A 12,398-nucleotide genomic window follows, 5' to 3' on the forward strand; every position below is an offset into this window, starting at 1 on the left:
GTATTGTGCTTCTATTCCGTCAGACCGGCGGTCGGACACACGTCGGGCGCTGCGCCCTGAAAGGGAGCGACTTTAATTTGCGCTTCCCGCTCACGCGTCCGAGCGATGTCGTAACTATTCTGCATGCGCATCAGGGTATCCATCGAGACGCCGAATGCCTTTTCCAGACGGAGCGCCATTTCCGGTGACAGATGCGCTCGCTCATTGAGAACCGCTGACAGCGCCGCTCGCGTAACCCCCAGCGCCTGAGCCGCGTTGGTGACGGAAAGCCCCAACGGCTCGATGACTTCGCTCTTCACGAAACCGCCTGGATGCGCAGGGTTTCTAAGCCTCATACCGCCCATCGCCATCGTCGCCGCCTCCTACCGGCCGTCTAACCAATCGAGATCGAGGATCTCGGCTTGCCCTTTATCGACCCGAAATATGAGACGACAGCCCTCCGCGACCGGAATGCTTAGCCTCTCCAAGGCGCCCTCTGCCAGCGAGAGCGTGCTCCAACCTGGAACCGTCCGGACCTCATCTCCCCCGTCCATGTCCTGAAGAAAGGACACGATCCGACGCACTCTCGTTGCGACGGCGGGGGCGAGACCGGCAGCATCATCGTCGGAGATGAACTTGCGCAGCCCGTCATGGACTACGTTTCTGATCTGCATGGCTGAAGCTAGCCAAGGTTACGAATAGCGTCAAGCGACACTATACGCCTTCCAAACCAAAACTGATGCGTTCCTGAGCGGAGGAATTCGGTGCTGTATCCAGCGCGGGACCTGTGGACGGATCGTCGAGCATATTCATAGTTTTCCAAAGGTATGTTCTTGATGGAATTGACCTCTGCCGCACATCCGATCTGCACGCCAGAGCACGCGTCGTCACTACGCTCGCCGATTCTGGCTTCAAGTATCAGCGTCTATCGCCTTCTATTCCTCGCATCCGATGCGATGGAGGGACTACAGGTGAGACAGCGGATTGAAACTACAGTGCGCCGAACAATTCGGCGGCATGAACTCCGGGAAATGGTCCCGCTGGCTGACACCACCATCTATGACATGGAACAACGCGGCGAATTCCCGCAGCGCTTCTATCTCACGTCTCGCTGCGTGGTTTGGGATCTCGCCGAAGTCGAGGCGTGGCTGGAGGAACGGCGCCGCGCCTCACGCGCCAAGGCTGTGAAACGCGCGCCCATTCCCGACGTCCAGCTTCGCAAGACACGCCCCATCAAACATCCGGTTCGGGCGTGAGCAGATCCATCGTCGGCGGATAGAGAGTCGGCGTGTATTTCCGACCGGCGACCCAGGCGTCCACCAGATTGGACCACTCCTGTATCATGTGCCGACGCTGATGCTCATATTCAGCCTTGTTGTATATGCCCCGCGAAGATCGACCGTCTTCGTGCGCCAGGCACTTCTCGATCCAGTCGCTGTTGAAGCCCAACTCGTTCAGCAGAGTTGAACCGGTTCGCCGGAGATCGTGAACCGTAAAGGGCTCCAGCGGCAAACCCTCCTTTTTGGCCCTTTCCACAACCGCCGTCGTGATCCGGTTGAAAGTCGCCCGCGACATCGGAGCGTCCGCGTCGTAACGCGACGGAAGGACGTATTTCGAGTTACCGGCGCAGGTCTTGAGAGCAATGAAGATGTCGAGCATCTGCTGCGACAGGTAGACGTTGTGCGCCTTCGAGCGCTTCATACGCTCCTTCGGGATCGACCAGACGGCGTTCTCGAAATCAACCTCATCCCAAACCGCATCCTGCAATTCGCTCTTTCGCACCATCGACAGTAGGATCAGCTTTATCCCGAGCCGGATCGTCGGCAGCGTCGCCACATGCTCGATCTGTCCGAGCATGATGCGGATCTCCCCCGGAGACAGAGATCGGTCCTTCGGCACGAAGGTCGCTATCGACGCCGGGCCAACCTCGTCGGCCGGGTTGGCGACCTTTTCGCCGTGCAAGATGGCGAAAGCGAAGACCAGCTTCACGATGTCTCTGACGTGAACCGCCGTTGCCGGCGCCCCACGTTCCTTCACCTTCGCACACAGCCCGCGTAAATCCTCCGGCAGGATTTCCGGAAGCAGCCGGTTGCGAAAGGCCGGAAGGATGTCGCGCTCGAAGATCGATCTGCGCATGGCCCTCGTACTATCGGCCATTCGCGCTTCCTGAAGCCAGCGTTCGCCAAACTCGCCAAAGCACTTCGCCTCCTGGAGGCGGCGTTTCTCACGTTGCTTCTCCTGTGCGGGCGAGCGGCCTTCCGCAATGGCGCGCCGGGCATCGATAACTTTTTCGCGCGCCCGCGCCAGCGAGAGGCCCGCCGGGCCGTAGCGACCCAACGTCAACGTCTCCCGACGTCCGTTCAGCCGGTAGTCTAGGCGGAACACGATCGCACCCGACGGCTGAACCACGACGTACATACCGTCACGGTCCACAAGTTTGTATAATTTCTCTTTTGGTTTCAGTGCTTTGATTGCAGCGTCGGTTAGCATCTCCGCCCTCCAGAATAGCCTATAAATGCCGGAGAGCGTCCATTTATACCGTCAGGTCAAAAACGACCATTCGTGACAGATATTTTCTTTTATATTACAATTAGTTAGATCAGAAAATATACCGTCATAAGCTCTCTTACCTCTGACGGTATATCCGATTTTGAGTTGAGACAAGATGGGCCATACCGTCAGCCATACCGTCAATTCGCAGGCTAGCCCGGCGATAGACGCCGAAAGTCTACTAGACAATTATTTATATATTTCAGTTTGTTACGTCGTATTCTGGCGTAGTTTCGGATACCCTCGGATGGGCAAAAATTATTCCCACTCGATCGTGCCGGGCGGTTTCGAGGTGATGTCGTAGGTCACCCGGTTGATGCCCTTCACCTCGTTGATGATCCGGGTCGCGGTCTCGCCGAGGAAGTCGTGGCTGAACGGGTAGTAGTCGGCGGTCATGCCGTCGACCGAGGTCACGGCGCGCAGCGCGCAGGCGTAATCATAGGTGCGCCCGTCGCCCATCACGCCGACGGTCTTTACCGGCAGCAGCGCGACGAAGGCCTGCCAGATCTCGTCATAAAGGCCGTGGCGGCGGATCTGGTCGATGAAGACGGCGTCGGCCTGGCGCAGGATCGCGAGCTTTTCGCGCGTGACCGCGCCGGGGCAGCGGATGGCGAGGCCGGGGCCGGGGAAGGGGTGGCGGCCGATGAAGGAAGGCGGCAGGCCAAGCTCGCGGCCGAGGGCGCGGACCTCGTCCTTGAACAGTTCGCGCAGCGGTTCGACCAGCTTCAGGCCCATCTTTTCCGGCAGGCCGCCGACGTTGTGGTGGCTCTTGATCGTGACCGAGGGGCCGCCAGAAAAGCTGACCGATTCGATCACGTCGGGGTAAAGCGTGCCCTGGGCGAGGAATTTCGCGCCGCCGACGTCATGGGCGTGTTTCTGGAACACGTCGATGAAGAGGCGGCCGATGGTCTTGCGCTTCAGCTCGGGGTCGCTGACGCCTTCGAGCGCGGTCAGGAACAGATCGGATTCGTCGGCGTGGATGAGCGGGATGTTCCAGGTGTCGCGGAACATCGCGACGACCTCGGCGGCCTCGTTCTGGCGCAACAGCCCGTGGTCGACGAAGACGCAGATCAACTGATCGCCGATCGCCTCGTGGATCAGCACGGCCGCGACCGACGAATCGACGCCGCCCGACAACCCGCAGATCACCTTGCCGTCGCCGACCTGCGCGCGGATCTTGCGGATCGCCTCGTCCTTGTAGGCACCCATCGTCCAGTCGCCGGTGAAACCCGCGAGGCGAACGAAGTTGGCGTAAAGCTGCGCGCCCTTGGGGGTGTGGTGCACCTCGGGGTGGAACTGCACGGCGTAGAAGCGGCGCGCGGGGTCGGCGGTGATCGCGAAGGGGGCGTTGGGCGAGGTGCCATAAACGCGGAAACCCGGTGCGATTTCAGAGACATGGTCGCCGTGGCTCATCCAGACCTGCTCGCGTCCGCCGTCGGTGAACCAGCCGTCCAGCAGGGGCAGGCGGTCGTCGGTGGGTGTCACGAAGGCGCGGCCGAACTCGGCGGTGCCGTGGCCGCGTTCCACCTTGCCGCCCAGCATCTGCATCATCACCTGCTGGCCGTAGCAGATGCCGAGGATCGGCACGCCGAGATCGAACACCGCTTCGGGCGGCCGCGGCGAGCCTGCGTCGATCACCGAGGCCGGGCCGCCGGAGAAGATCACCGCCCTGGGGGCGAAGTCCTTCAGAAAGGTGTCGGTGACCTTCTGATAGGGGTGAATCTCGCAGTAGACATTCAACTCGCGCAGGCGGCGGGCGATCAGCTGCGTCACCTGGCTGCCGAAGTCGATGATGAGAAGGCGGTCATGCTGGGTCATCCGCGCGGGATATTGCGACCGGCGGCGTCGCGCAAGGGGGATGGGGCCGGGCGGGGGCCAGCCCCCGCGCCCCCGGAGTATTTTCACCAGGAAGAAGGATGGGAGGCCGGGAAGCGACAGCGGTTTTGTCGCTTTCCATCGCCAAGCGCCGCAATCCGGTCAGGGGGACGGCGCGAAAGGCGTAAAAGGAGCGCCAGGAAACAGGCGCCCCGTGGGCGCGGCGGGAGAGGTTCTCATGAGCGACGTGGCGACGGCAGGGCGGCGAGTGCGGAGCGGCGGCGGTGCGACGCGCCGGGCCGAGCGGACGGCGGTGCATTTCGAAACCGCGCGGTTCATCGAGCGGCAGATCCCCAACTTCGAGATTCTGAACGAGGAAGCGCTTCAGATCATCGAGTGGAACGCCGAGACCGTGCTGGAGGAGATCGGCGTCAACTTCCTTGAGAATCCCGACGCGTTGGCGCTGTGGCGGGCGGCGGGCGCCGACGTGCGGGGCGAGCGGGTGCATATCCCGCGCGGGCTGGCGCGCAAGCTGTGCGCGACGGCGCCCGCGCGGTTCACGCAATACGCCCGCAACCCCGAACGCAACGTCGAGGTTGGCGGGAAAAACCTTGTGCTGGCACCGGTTTACGGGCCGCCCTTCGTGCGCGATCAGGCCGGGGGACGGCGCTATGCGACGATCGCGGATTTCCAGAACTTCGTGAAGCTGGGCTACATGTCGAAATGGCTACACCATTCCGGCGGCACGGTCTGCGAGCCGACCGACGTGGCGGTGAACAAGCGCCATCTGGACATGCTGCTGGCCCACATGACGCTGAGCGACAAGCCCTACATGGGCTCGGTCACCGAACCCAGCCGGGCCGCGGATTCGATCGAGATGTCGAAGCTGCTGTTCGGGGCGGATTTCGTTGACCAGAATACGGTGATGACCTCGCTGATCAACATCAACAGCCCGCTGACCTTCGATTCGACGATGATGGGCGCGCTGGAAGTTTATGCCAAGGCGGGTCAGGCCGCGATCATCAGCCCCTTCATCGTCGGTGGGGCGATGGCGCCGGTGACGGTGGCGGGCACGCTGACGCAGGTGCTGGCCGAGGTGCTGGCGGGGGTGGCCTATTCGCAACTGGTTCGGGCGGGCGCCCCGGTGATCTTCGGCGCCTTCGTGACCTCGATCGACATGAACTCGGGCGCGCCGACCTTCGGCACGCCGGAAGCTGCGCATATCACCTATGGCGCCGGGCAACTGGCGCGGCGGCTGGGGCTGCCCTACCGCTCGGGCGGGGCGTTCTGCGGCTCGAAACTGCCCGACGCGCAGGCGGCCTACGAGTCGGCCAACAGCCTGAACATGGCGCTGCTGGCCGGGGTGAACTTCATGCTGCACGCCTGCGGCTGGCTGGAGGGTGGGCTGGTCTCGTCCTACGAGAAGTTCGTGATGGATGCCGACCAGTTGGGCACGCTGCACCATCTGGCGCAGGGGGTGCACATGGACCTGAACGGGCAGGCGATGGATGCGATCCGCGAGGTCGGGCCGGGTGGCCACTACCTGGGCTGCGCCCACACCCAGGCGAACTTCAAGAGCGCATTCTGGCGCTCGGACCTCTTTGATTACAAGCCGTTCGAGACCTGGGCCGAGGAAGGCGCGCGCGATACCGAGACGCTGGCGGCGGAACGGGTGAAGAAGATGCTGGGCGATTACCAGCAGCCCGCGCTGGACGAAGGCATCGCCGAGAGCTTGCGCGACTATGTCGCCCGCAAGAAGGCGTCGATGCCCGACGCCTTCGTCTGAGCCCGGTCAGGCCCGATCCGTTTCAGGCCCGATCCGTTTCAGGCGGGGGCGGGCAGCAGCCGCACCTCGGCCATCAGGGCAATGAGCACCTCGACATGGCGGGCGATGTCGTAACCGGCGTCGCCCGCGCGGCGCGTCTGTTCCAGCGCGGCCTCGGCATCGAGCAGCGCGGGCAGCGCGTGGTCCGGAGCGGCCGGCGTTCCGGCGATGCGGCGCAGATCCCGCTCGCGCCGGTAATCCGCCATCCCGAGGCGCGCGGCCTGCACCAGAAGGCGCGGGCGGCGCAGGTTTTTCAGCAGGTCACGGAAATCGGTCATCGGGAATCCTCCGGTTGGTGGCTCCTCTTCTTGACACGTCACAACCTTGCGTTGCGTCTCGCCGTGCAACAGCGCGCGGGCATTTCAATTTTCTTTAGGTTTCTTAAAGAAATATGACCGCCGGGTCGTGTGTTAACAGGTGGGTAACCAAGGCAACTCACGGTTGCATCCGGCCCGGACGGCAACTGACGGACGAGGGAAGGCGGGGCGCGGGGGATGACGGCCAACATCGGGATGACATGCGATCTGCCCCGCTGGGTGCCCGACGCCGTGCGCCTTTACCTCGACCACACGGAGGAGGGGCTGTCGCTGCGGGCGCTGGCCCGGCGCGAGGGCTGCCACGCCTCGACCGTGCTTCGTCAGGTGCGTCGCTACGAGAACCGGCGCGACGATCCGTTGATGGACGAAGCGCTGGCGCATCTGGGCCGCGCCCATGCGGCCCGGACCCGAACCCCGGACAGAAAGGACGCCGACATGACCGCGCCGCTCCGCCGCGAGACTTTCCTGAACGACGAGGCCACCATCGCCCGCGAGGCGCGCCGCATCCTGCGCCGCCTGTCGGAGCCCGGCGCCGTGCTGGCGATCGCGCCCGACATGGACAAGGCCGCCGTGCTGCGCGAAGGCCCCGACGGGCGCACCACCCGCACCGGCGTGCTCGACCGCGCGGTGGCGCAGGCCTTCGCGCTGAAGGACTGGATCACCTGCCGCACCCCCGGCCGGGTCTCCAGCTACACCATCACCGCCGCCGGGCGCGCCGCGCTGAAGCGGATGCTGGATGAGGACAACCGGGCGCGCCAGGGCCTGGCCGAGGCGCCCGCCGCCTTTGGCGACCAGCACCGCGTCTGGGGCGAGCGCGAGGTCCGGGAGCCCGGCGAAGAGCCGCGCCGGCTGCGCTGCAACCTGGCGGAAAGCCCGGTGACCGCCTTGTCGCGGCGGCGCGACAAGGACGGCGAGCCGTTCCTGAGTGGCGATCTGGTCGCGGCGGCGGAACGGCTGCGCGAGGATTTCGAACTGGCGCAGATGGGACCGCGGGTGGCGCAGAACTGGGACCGGTTCCTGACCGCGGGCGACCGCGGCGCCTTCGCGGGCGGCAGCGGCCCGGCCGAGGGGCCGCGCGCGGCGCGCGAACGGGTGGCGGGCGCGCTGCGCGATCTGGGGCCGGGCCTGGGCGACATGGCGCTGCGCTGCTGCTGCTTTCTGGAAGGGCTGGAGGTGGCCGAGCGGCGGATGGGCTGGTCGGCGCGCTCGGGCAAGATCGTGCTGCGCATCGCGCTGATGCGGCTGAAGCGGCATTACGAGGAGAACGGCGGGCTGGCGGCACCGCTGATCGGCTGACCGGGCAGCAGGGAGGGGACTGTCTGCCCCCTCTTGGCCTGCGTCCAATTCACTCCCGAGGATATTTGCGAACGGAAGAGGGGCGCCGGGGTTGCGGCGCCCTTGCATGACAGGGCTGCTCGGCGGGGCGTTGCGCGGCGCGGCCTGCGGGGCTATGTCAACCGAAAGGCCCCAGAGCGGAGCATGATCTTGCGCGACCTCAAAATCCCGTCGGAACGCCATCCCGAAAAGGCGCATCGCGCCGACACCGAGCGCCTGAGGAAGCCGGACTGGATCCGGGTCAAGGCGCCGGTCAGCGCGGGCTACAAGCAGACCCGCGACATCATCCGCGACCAGAAGCTGGTGACGGTCTGCGAGGAGGCGGGCTGCCCCAACGTCGGCGAGTGCTGGAGCCAGGGTCACGCCACCATGATGATCATGGGCGAGATCTGCACCCGCGGCTGCAGCTTTTGCAACGTGGCGACGGGCAAGCCGAGGGCGCTCGATGCCTTCGAGCCGGGGCGGGTGGCCCATGCGGTGGCGCAGCTTGGCCTGAAGCATGTCGTGGTGACCAGCGTCGACCGCGACGATCTGGACGATGGCGGCGCCGAGCATTTCGCGATGACGATCCGCGCCATCCGCCACCGCGCGCCCGACACCACGGTTGAAATCCTGACCCCCGATTTCCTGAAATGCCCGCCCTCGGCGCTGGAGACGGTGGTGGCGGCGCGGCCGGACGTGTTCAACCACAATCTTGAAACCGTGCCGGGACTTTACCCCGAGGTGCGGCCGGGGGCGCGCTATTTCGCCTCGCTCCGGCTGTTGCAGCGGGTCAAGGAACTGGACCCGGCGATGTTCACCAAGTCGGGCATCATGGTCGGCCTCGGCGAAGACCGCCAGGGCGTGGCGCAGGTGATGGATGACATGCGGGCGGCGGATGTCGATTTCCTGACCATCGGGCAGTATCTGCAACCGACGCCGAAGCACCATGTGGTGGACCGCTTCGTGACGCCCGAGGAATTCGCGGCCTATGAAAAGGCGGCCTATGGCAAGGGCTTCCTGATGGTGTCGGCGACGCCGCTGACTCGGTCGTCCTATCACGCGGGCGAGGATTTCGCCCGGCTGCGCGCGGCGCGGCTGGAAAGGCTTGGCCGCGGCTGAGGCCGGGGTCAGAACCGCCAGATCACCCCCACCGAGGAGATCGCGAACGACACCCTGGTCTTCTTGCCGTCGCCATAGTCCTTGTTGCCAAGCCGGACGAAGACCATGTCGAAGCGCAGCGAGGTGCGGTCGTTCAGCGCGTATTCGAGGCCCGATCCGAGTTCGTAGCCGACCCCGGTGCCGCTGCCGTCGGGTGTGTGCAGCCCCGCCGCCGCCAGCCCGGCGGTCAGGAACATCAGGGTCTGCGGGCCCGCGAAGCCGATGCGGCCGTTGGCCAGCGCCAGGCCGTGCACACTGAACCCGCCGCCCTTCAGGCCGGTCGCGAAGCCGCGCGCCTCGACCCCCGCGACGACCCGCGGCCCCAGCGCCCAGTTGACGCCCGACAGCACCGACACGGCGCCGCCGCGCAAATGCGCGGTCACATCGGCACCACCGCCGACGTAGGAGTAGACCCCTTCGCTGGTGTTGGAGGTGGCAACCACCGTGCTGCCGTTAAGGTAGTCTATGGCGACCGTGCCCGCGGGATACTCGTCGGACGAAGGCAGCAGGATCAGGCAGTCGTAGGGGTTCGGGATCGGTGAGCCATCGACATAGATCGAGCTGCGCCCGTCCGTCGCGGCGATCGGGCCCGTGGTGCCATAGCGCAGCGCCTGGACCTGCACGACGTCGGTGCGGTAGAGCCCGTCGAGGCTGTAAAGCGCGCCGCCAAGACCGGTGGTAAGCAATCCATCGTTCGCAACCATGCCCAGCTTCGCGGCGTCGACGTAATAGCCGACGTTGATGTATTTGATCGTGTCGGGCGGCGACGAGGGCAGCGGCAGCATGTCGATCAGGAATGACCCCGGGCCGAAAAGCTTGGTATCGGCCAGCGTGTACTGCGTGCCGCCGATGCTGCATCCGGTCGGCGCACCGCCGCCACCGGCTCCGGGCTGCTTCGCCGATCCGGTGGCGGTCCCGAGGCTCAGGCCGAAGTAGGGGCCGACCCAGCGGGCCGACGGGTCGGCAGGTCCGGCGCTGGCGGAGGGCACGATGCCGACCAGGGAAACCGCCGTGAGCAGAGCGAGCCCGACAGTCCGAGAACCCGACGCACGACGCATTCAGTGACCCTTTCAAAGAGGAAACCACTTCTGTCGTTCACAACTGCGTGATCCTTGTGCGGCGTCTTGTCAATCCTGTCCGGGCAGCACCCCGGCAAGGGCCAGGGTCGCGCGGTCGGGGAACCACATCGCCGTGTTGGGTGTCCGAAGCACCCGGCCAAGGAACGCCGGGGTGACGCCGCGGCCTTGCAGATAAGCGGTGTCGCGCGCCTGTTCGGCGCCAAGGTTCACCAGGCTGACCGGGTCGTTCAGCGCCTCGGCGTGGAACCCCAGCCGCCCGTCGGGCCCGAGGCTGCGGTGGTCGGCGGCGATGAACACCAGCGTGCAGGCCGACAGGCAATCGCCCAGAACCTCGGTCGCCAGCCCGCGCGCGGCGACGCGCTGCGCCAGCGCACGGGCGGCGTAGACCAGCCCGCCCGTGCTGTTCAGCCGGAGCGTGGCAAAGCTGGCGGGCGGCGTCGCGTCGAAGCGGTCGAGCATCGCGTAGTCGATATCGCCCGAAAGGACGGCGGTTTTGCCGGTGACGGGAAGCGGGGCGACCGGCACGCGGGCCACGATGGACGGCGGAACCTGGCGGGTCAGGTGGTCGAGCCAGCCGTTGAGCATCACTGGCAGGCTGAGCGCCACGACCCCCTGGGCGGCGAACACGGCAAGGCGGTCGGCGACGGGGTCGAAGGAACGCCGGATACTGCGCCAGGCGCCGGTGACCTGCCAGACCGCCACCCCGGCGTCGAGCAGGAGAAGCACCAGGAACAGCGGGCTGGGCAACGGGGCGGGCAGCCGGTGCCAGGCTAGGGCCAGCGCGACCCGCCCGCCCACCAGCACGCCGAAGACCGCGATCCAGGGCGGCATCGCGCCCTGCCAGCAGCGCCGCAGAAGGCCGGGGCGGGGCGGGGTGCCTCGGGCCGCCACCGCTCAGGACCGGGGCGGCAGCAGTGCGAGGTAGGCGATGATCGCCTTGCGGTCAGCCTCGGGCAGTTGGCCGAGGTTGTCGATGATATGCGCCATGTCGCCGCCCGCGGCATCGAAGGCGGGTGTCATGCCGGTGGTCAGGTAGGTCAGGAGATCGTCGGCCGACCAGTCGAGCTTGGCCGGCGTCAGGTTCGGGATATGCCCCTTGCCGGTCGGGTTGGCCGCCCCGGCGAGCCAGCGCGCGGTCTCCATCGCACCAAGGGCGTTGCGCGGGGTGTGGCATTCGCCGCAATGCGCCAGCGCCTCGGCCAGATAGCGGCCGCGCGTCTGTTCGGGCGTCAGCGGCCCTGTGATGACCCAACCGGGGCGCAGGAAAAGCCAGGTCCAGCCCCCGATCAGACGGCGGATGTTGAACGGGAAGTGCAGGTCGTGCGGCTGGTTGGGGCTGGCGACCGCGGGCAGGGTGGCAAGGAAGGCGCGCAGGTCGACGACGTCCTGCAGGCTGGCGTGGCTGTAGGAGGCATAGGGGAAGGCCGGGTAAAGGTGCCGGCCGTCGGGTGACAGCCCCCGGATCATCGCGTTGGCGAGATCGAGCGCCGACCACATGCCGATGCCGTGCTCGGGGTCGGACGAGATGTTGGGCACCGCGAAGGTGCCGAACTGGGTCACCAGTTTCTGGCCGCCACCGAGCCGCAGCCGCGCATCGCCCTCGGCCTGCTTGTCGGCGTGGCAGGACGCGCAGCCGCCCGCCCAGAACACCAGCCGTCCGCGCGCGGCATCGCCGCTCAGCCCGGCCAGCGCGTCGGCGGGCAGCGGCTGCGGCCGAGTGATCCACCAGAAGACCCCGGCGCCGATCAGCGCGAGGGCCGCAAGCAGGACAAGCGCGCGGCGCACCCCGGTCAGTTCAGCGGCGCGCGGTATTCCTTGTGGCAGGCACCGCAGGCCCCGCCGATCTGAGCCATCGCCGCCTTCAGCCCGTCAAGCCCGCCACCGGCCGCCGCCTGCATCGCCAGCGTCGCCTTGTGCATGTCCTCGTATTTGGCAAGAAAGTCATCCATTCCGGTCCAGATCGCGGGCAAGGCGTGGGTCTTGGGGTTGGCGGAATTGTCGGTGCTGGCCGGGAACAGCATCGAGACGTCGATCGCGGTCACCGATTCCAGATCATTAGCGGCGATCGTCGCGGCCTTGGCATCGTAGGGAACCTTGCCCTGCGCCATCTGTCCGAGCTGGCCGACGAAAAAGACCTGCAACCGCATCAGCGATTGGCGCGCGGTAATGGCCGCGTCGCCCGCCGGGTCGGCGAGGGTTGCGGAGGCGAGACCGCCCAGCAGGGCGCCGCACAAAAGAGGACGAATAAACTTCATCGGGCACGCTCCACGGTTGGATGATCTTGCGCCCAAGCTTATGGGCTTTTGCGCAGAATTCCACTGGCGTTTGCGGCCCACACGCGGGCGTGACACCGCGACA

Annotated in this window: 12 protein-coding genes; 4 read left to right on the plus strand and 8 right to left on the minus strand. The window is 66.1% G+C overall.

Features of this window, described 5'->3' with window-relative positions; all coding sequences use genetic code 11:
- Positions 1 to 11: 11 nt before the first annotated feature.
- Complete coding sequence (locus tag AC11WY_RS02435) at positions 12 to 350, minus strand: HigA family addiction module antitoxin (RefSeq protein WP_482922175.1); 339 nt, start codon at positions 348 to 350, stop codon at positions 12 to 14.
- A 465-nt stretch (positions 351 to 815) separates the two neighbouring features.
- On the opposite strand from AC11WY_RS02435, the gene AC11WY_RS02440 reads away from it, so the two are divergent.
- Positions 816 to 1,235, plus strand: a complete 420-nt coding sequence (locus tag AC11WY_RS02440; protein ID WP_482922177.1) for a helix-turn-helix transcriptional regulator — start codon at positions 816 to 818, stop codon at positions 1,233 to 1,235.
- Here the strand turns inward: AC11WY_RS02440 and AC11WY_RS02445 are convergent.
- On the minus strand, positions 1,213 to 2,469 hold the full coding sequence (locus tag AC11WY_RS02445) for a tyrosine-type recombinase/integrase (RefSeq protein ID WP_482922179.1): 1,257 nt from the start codon (positions 2,467 to 2,469) through the stop codon (positions 1,213 to 1,215). The genes AC11WY_RS02440 and AC11WY_RS02445 overlap by 23 nt on opposite strands.
- A gap of 318 nt (positions 2,470 to 2,787) precedes the next feature.
- The gene (gene guaA, locus AC11WY_RS02450) at positions 2,788 to 4,347 is read right to left on the minus strand and encodes a glutamine-hydrolyzing GMP synthase (RefSeq protein WP_482922181.1); all 1,560 of its coding nucleotides are present in this window, start codon (positions 4,345 to 4,347) and stop codon (positions 2,788 to 2,790) included.
- 235 nt (positions 4,348 to 4,582) lie between these two features.
- Here guaA and AC11WY_RS02455 point away from each other — a divergent pair, with 235 nt between their 5' ends.
- Positions 4,583 to 6,130: a trimethylamine methyltransferase family protein gene (locus AC11WY_RS02455; protein WP_482922183.1), complete on the plus strand. Its 1,548-nt coding sequence runs from the start codon at positions 4,583 to 4,585 to the stop codon at positions 6,128 to 6,130.
- A gap of 38 nt (positions 6,131 to 6,168) precedes the next feature.
- Here the strand turns inward: AC11WY_RS02455 and AC11WY_RS02460 are convergent, their stop codons facing one another.
- Positions 6,169 to 6,447, minus strand: coding sequence for a DUF6477 family protein (locus AC11WY_RS02460; RefSeq protein WP_482922185.1), 279 nt, complete (start codon positions 6,445 to 6,447; stop codon positions 6,169 to 6,171).
- 216 nt (positions 6,448 to 6,663) lie between these two features.
- Between AC11WY_RS02460 and AC11WY_RS02465 the strand changes: the two genes are divergently transcribed.
- The gene (locus AC11WY_RS02465) at positions 6,664 to 7,782 is read left to right on the plus strand and encodes a DUF6456 domain-containing protein (protein ID WP_482922187.1); all 1,119 of its coding nucleotides are present in this window, start codon (positions 6,664 to 6,666) and stop codon (positions 7,780 to 7,782) included.
- A 183-nt stretch (positions 7,783 to 7,965) separates the two neighbouring features.
- Entirely contained in the window at positions 7,966 to 8,922 is a 957-nt protein-coding gene (gene lipA / locus AC11WY_RS02470; protein ID WP_482922189.1) for a lipoyl synthase, read from the plus strand.
- An 8-nt stretch (positions 8,923 to 8,930) separates the two neighbouring features.
- Here the strand turns inward: lipA and AC11WY_RS02475 are convergent, their stop codons facing one another.
- From AC11WY_RS02475 to AC11WY_RS02490, 4 genes are all read right to left on the minus strand, one after another.
- Entirely contained in the window at positions 8,931 to 9,950 is a 1,020-nt protein-coding gene (locus AC11WY_RS02475; RefSeq protein ID WP_482922191.1) for an outer membrane protein, read from the minus strand.
- A 138-nt stretch (positions 9,951 to 10,088) separates the two neighbouring features.
- Positions 10,089 to 10,871 carry a hypothetical protein gene (locus AC11WY_RS02480; protein ID WP_482922193.1) on the minus strand — a complete coding sequence of 261 codons (783 nt, stop codon included), beginning with the start codon at positions 10,869 to 10,871 and terminating at the stop codon, positions 10,089 to 10,091.
- Between the two features lie 63 nt (positions 10,872 to 10,934).
- Positions 10,935 to 11,825: a c-type cytochrome gene (locus AC11WY_RS02485; RefSeq protein WP_482922195.1), complete on the minus strand. Its 891-nt coding sequence runs from the start codon at positions 11,823 to 11,825 to the stop codon at positions 10,935 to 10,937.
- Positions 11,826 to 11,830: 5 nt separating this feature from the next.
- Positions 11,831 to 12,295: a c-type cytochrome gene (locus AC11WY_RS02490; protein WP_482922197.1), complete on the minus strand. Its 465-nt coding sequence runs from the start codon at positions 12,293 to 12,295 to the stop codon at positions 11,831 to 11,833.
- Between the last annotated feature and the right edge of the window lie 103 nt (positions 12,296 to 12,398).

It is taken from the genome of Solirhodobacter sp. (assembly GCF_964715405.1).

Coding starts and splice junctions, on each gene's coding strand:
- AC11WY_RS02490 (WP_482922197.1), bottom strand. CDS start 12,295: ATGAAGTTTATTCGTCCTCTTTTGTGCGGCGCCCTGCTGGGCGGTCTC.
- AC11WY_RS02435 (WP_482922175.1), bottom strand. CDS start 350: ATGGCGATGGGCGGTATGAGGCTTAGAAACCCTGCGCATCCAGGCGGT.
- AC11WY_RS02480 (WP_482922193.1), bottom strand. CDS start 10,871: ATGCCGCCCTGGATCGCGGTCTTCGGCGTGCTGGTGGGCGGGCGGGTC.
- guaA (WP_482922181.1), bottom strand. CDS start 4,347: ATGACCCAGCATGACCGCCTTCTCATCATCGACTTCGGCAGCCAGGTG.
- AC11WY_RS02440 (WP_482922177.1), top strand. CDS start 816: ATGGAATTGACCTCTGCCGCACATCCGATCTGCACGCCAGAGCACGCG.
- lipA (WP_482922189.1), top strand. CDS start 7,966: ATGATCTTGCGCGACCTCAAAATCCCGTCGGAACGCCATCCCGAAAAG.
- AC11WY_RS02465 (WP_482922187.1), top strand. CDS start 6,664: ATGACGGCCAACATCGGGATGACATGCGATCTGCCCCGCTGGGTGCCC.
- AC11WY_RS02455 (WP_482922183.1), top strand. CDS start 4,583: ATGAGCGACGTGGCGACGGCAGGGCGGCGAGTGCGGAGCGGCGGCGGT.
- AC11WY_RS02460 (WP_482922185.1), bottom strand. CDS start 6,447: ATGACCGATTTCCGTGACCTGCTGAAAAACCTGCGCCGCCCGCGCCTT.
- AC11WY_RS02445 (WP_482922179.1), bottom strand. CDS start 2,469: ATGCTAACCGACGCTGCAATCAAAGCACTGAAACCAAAAGAGAAATTA.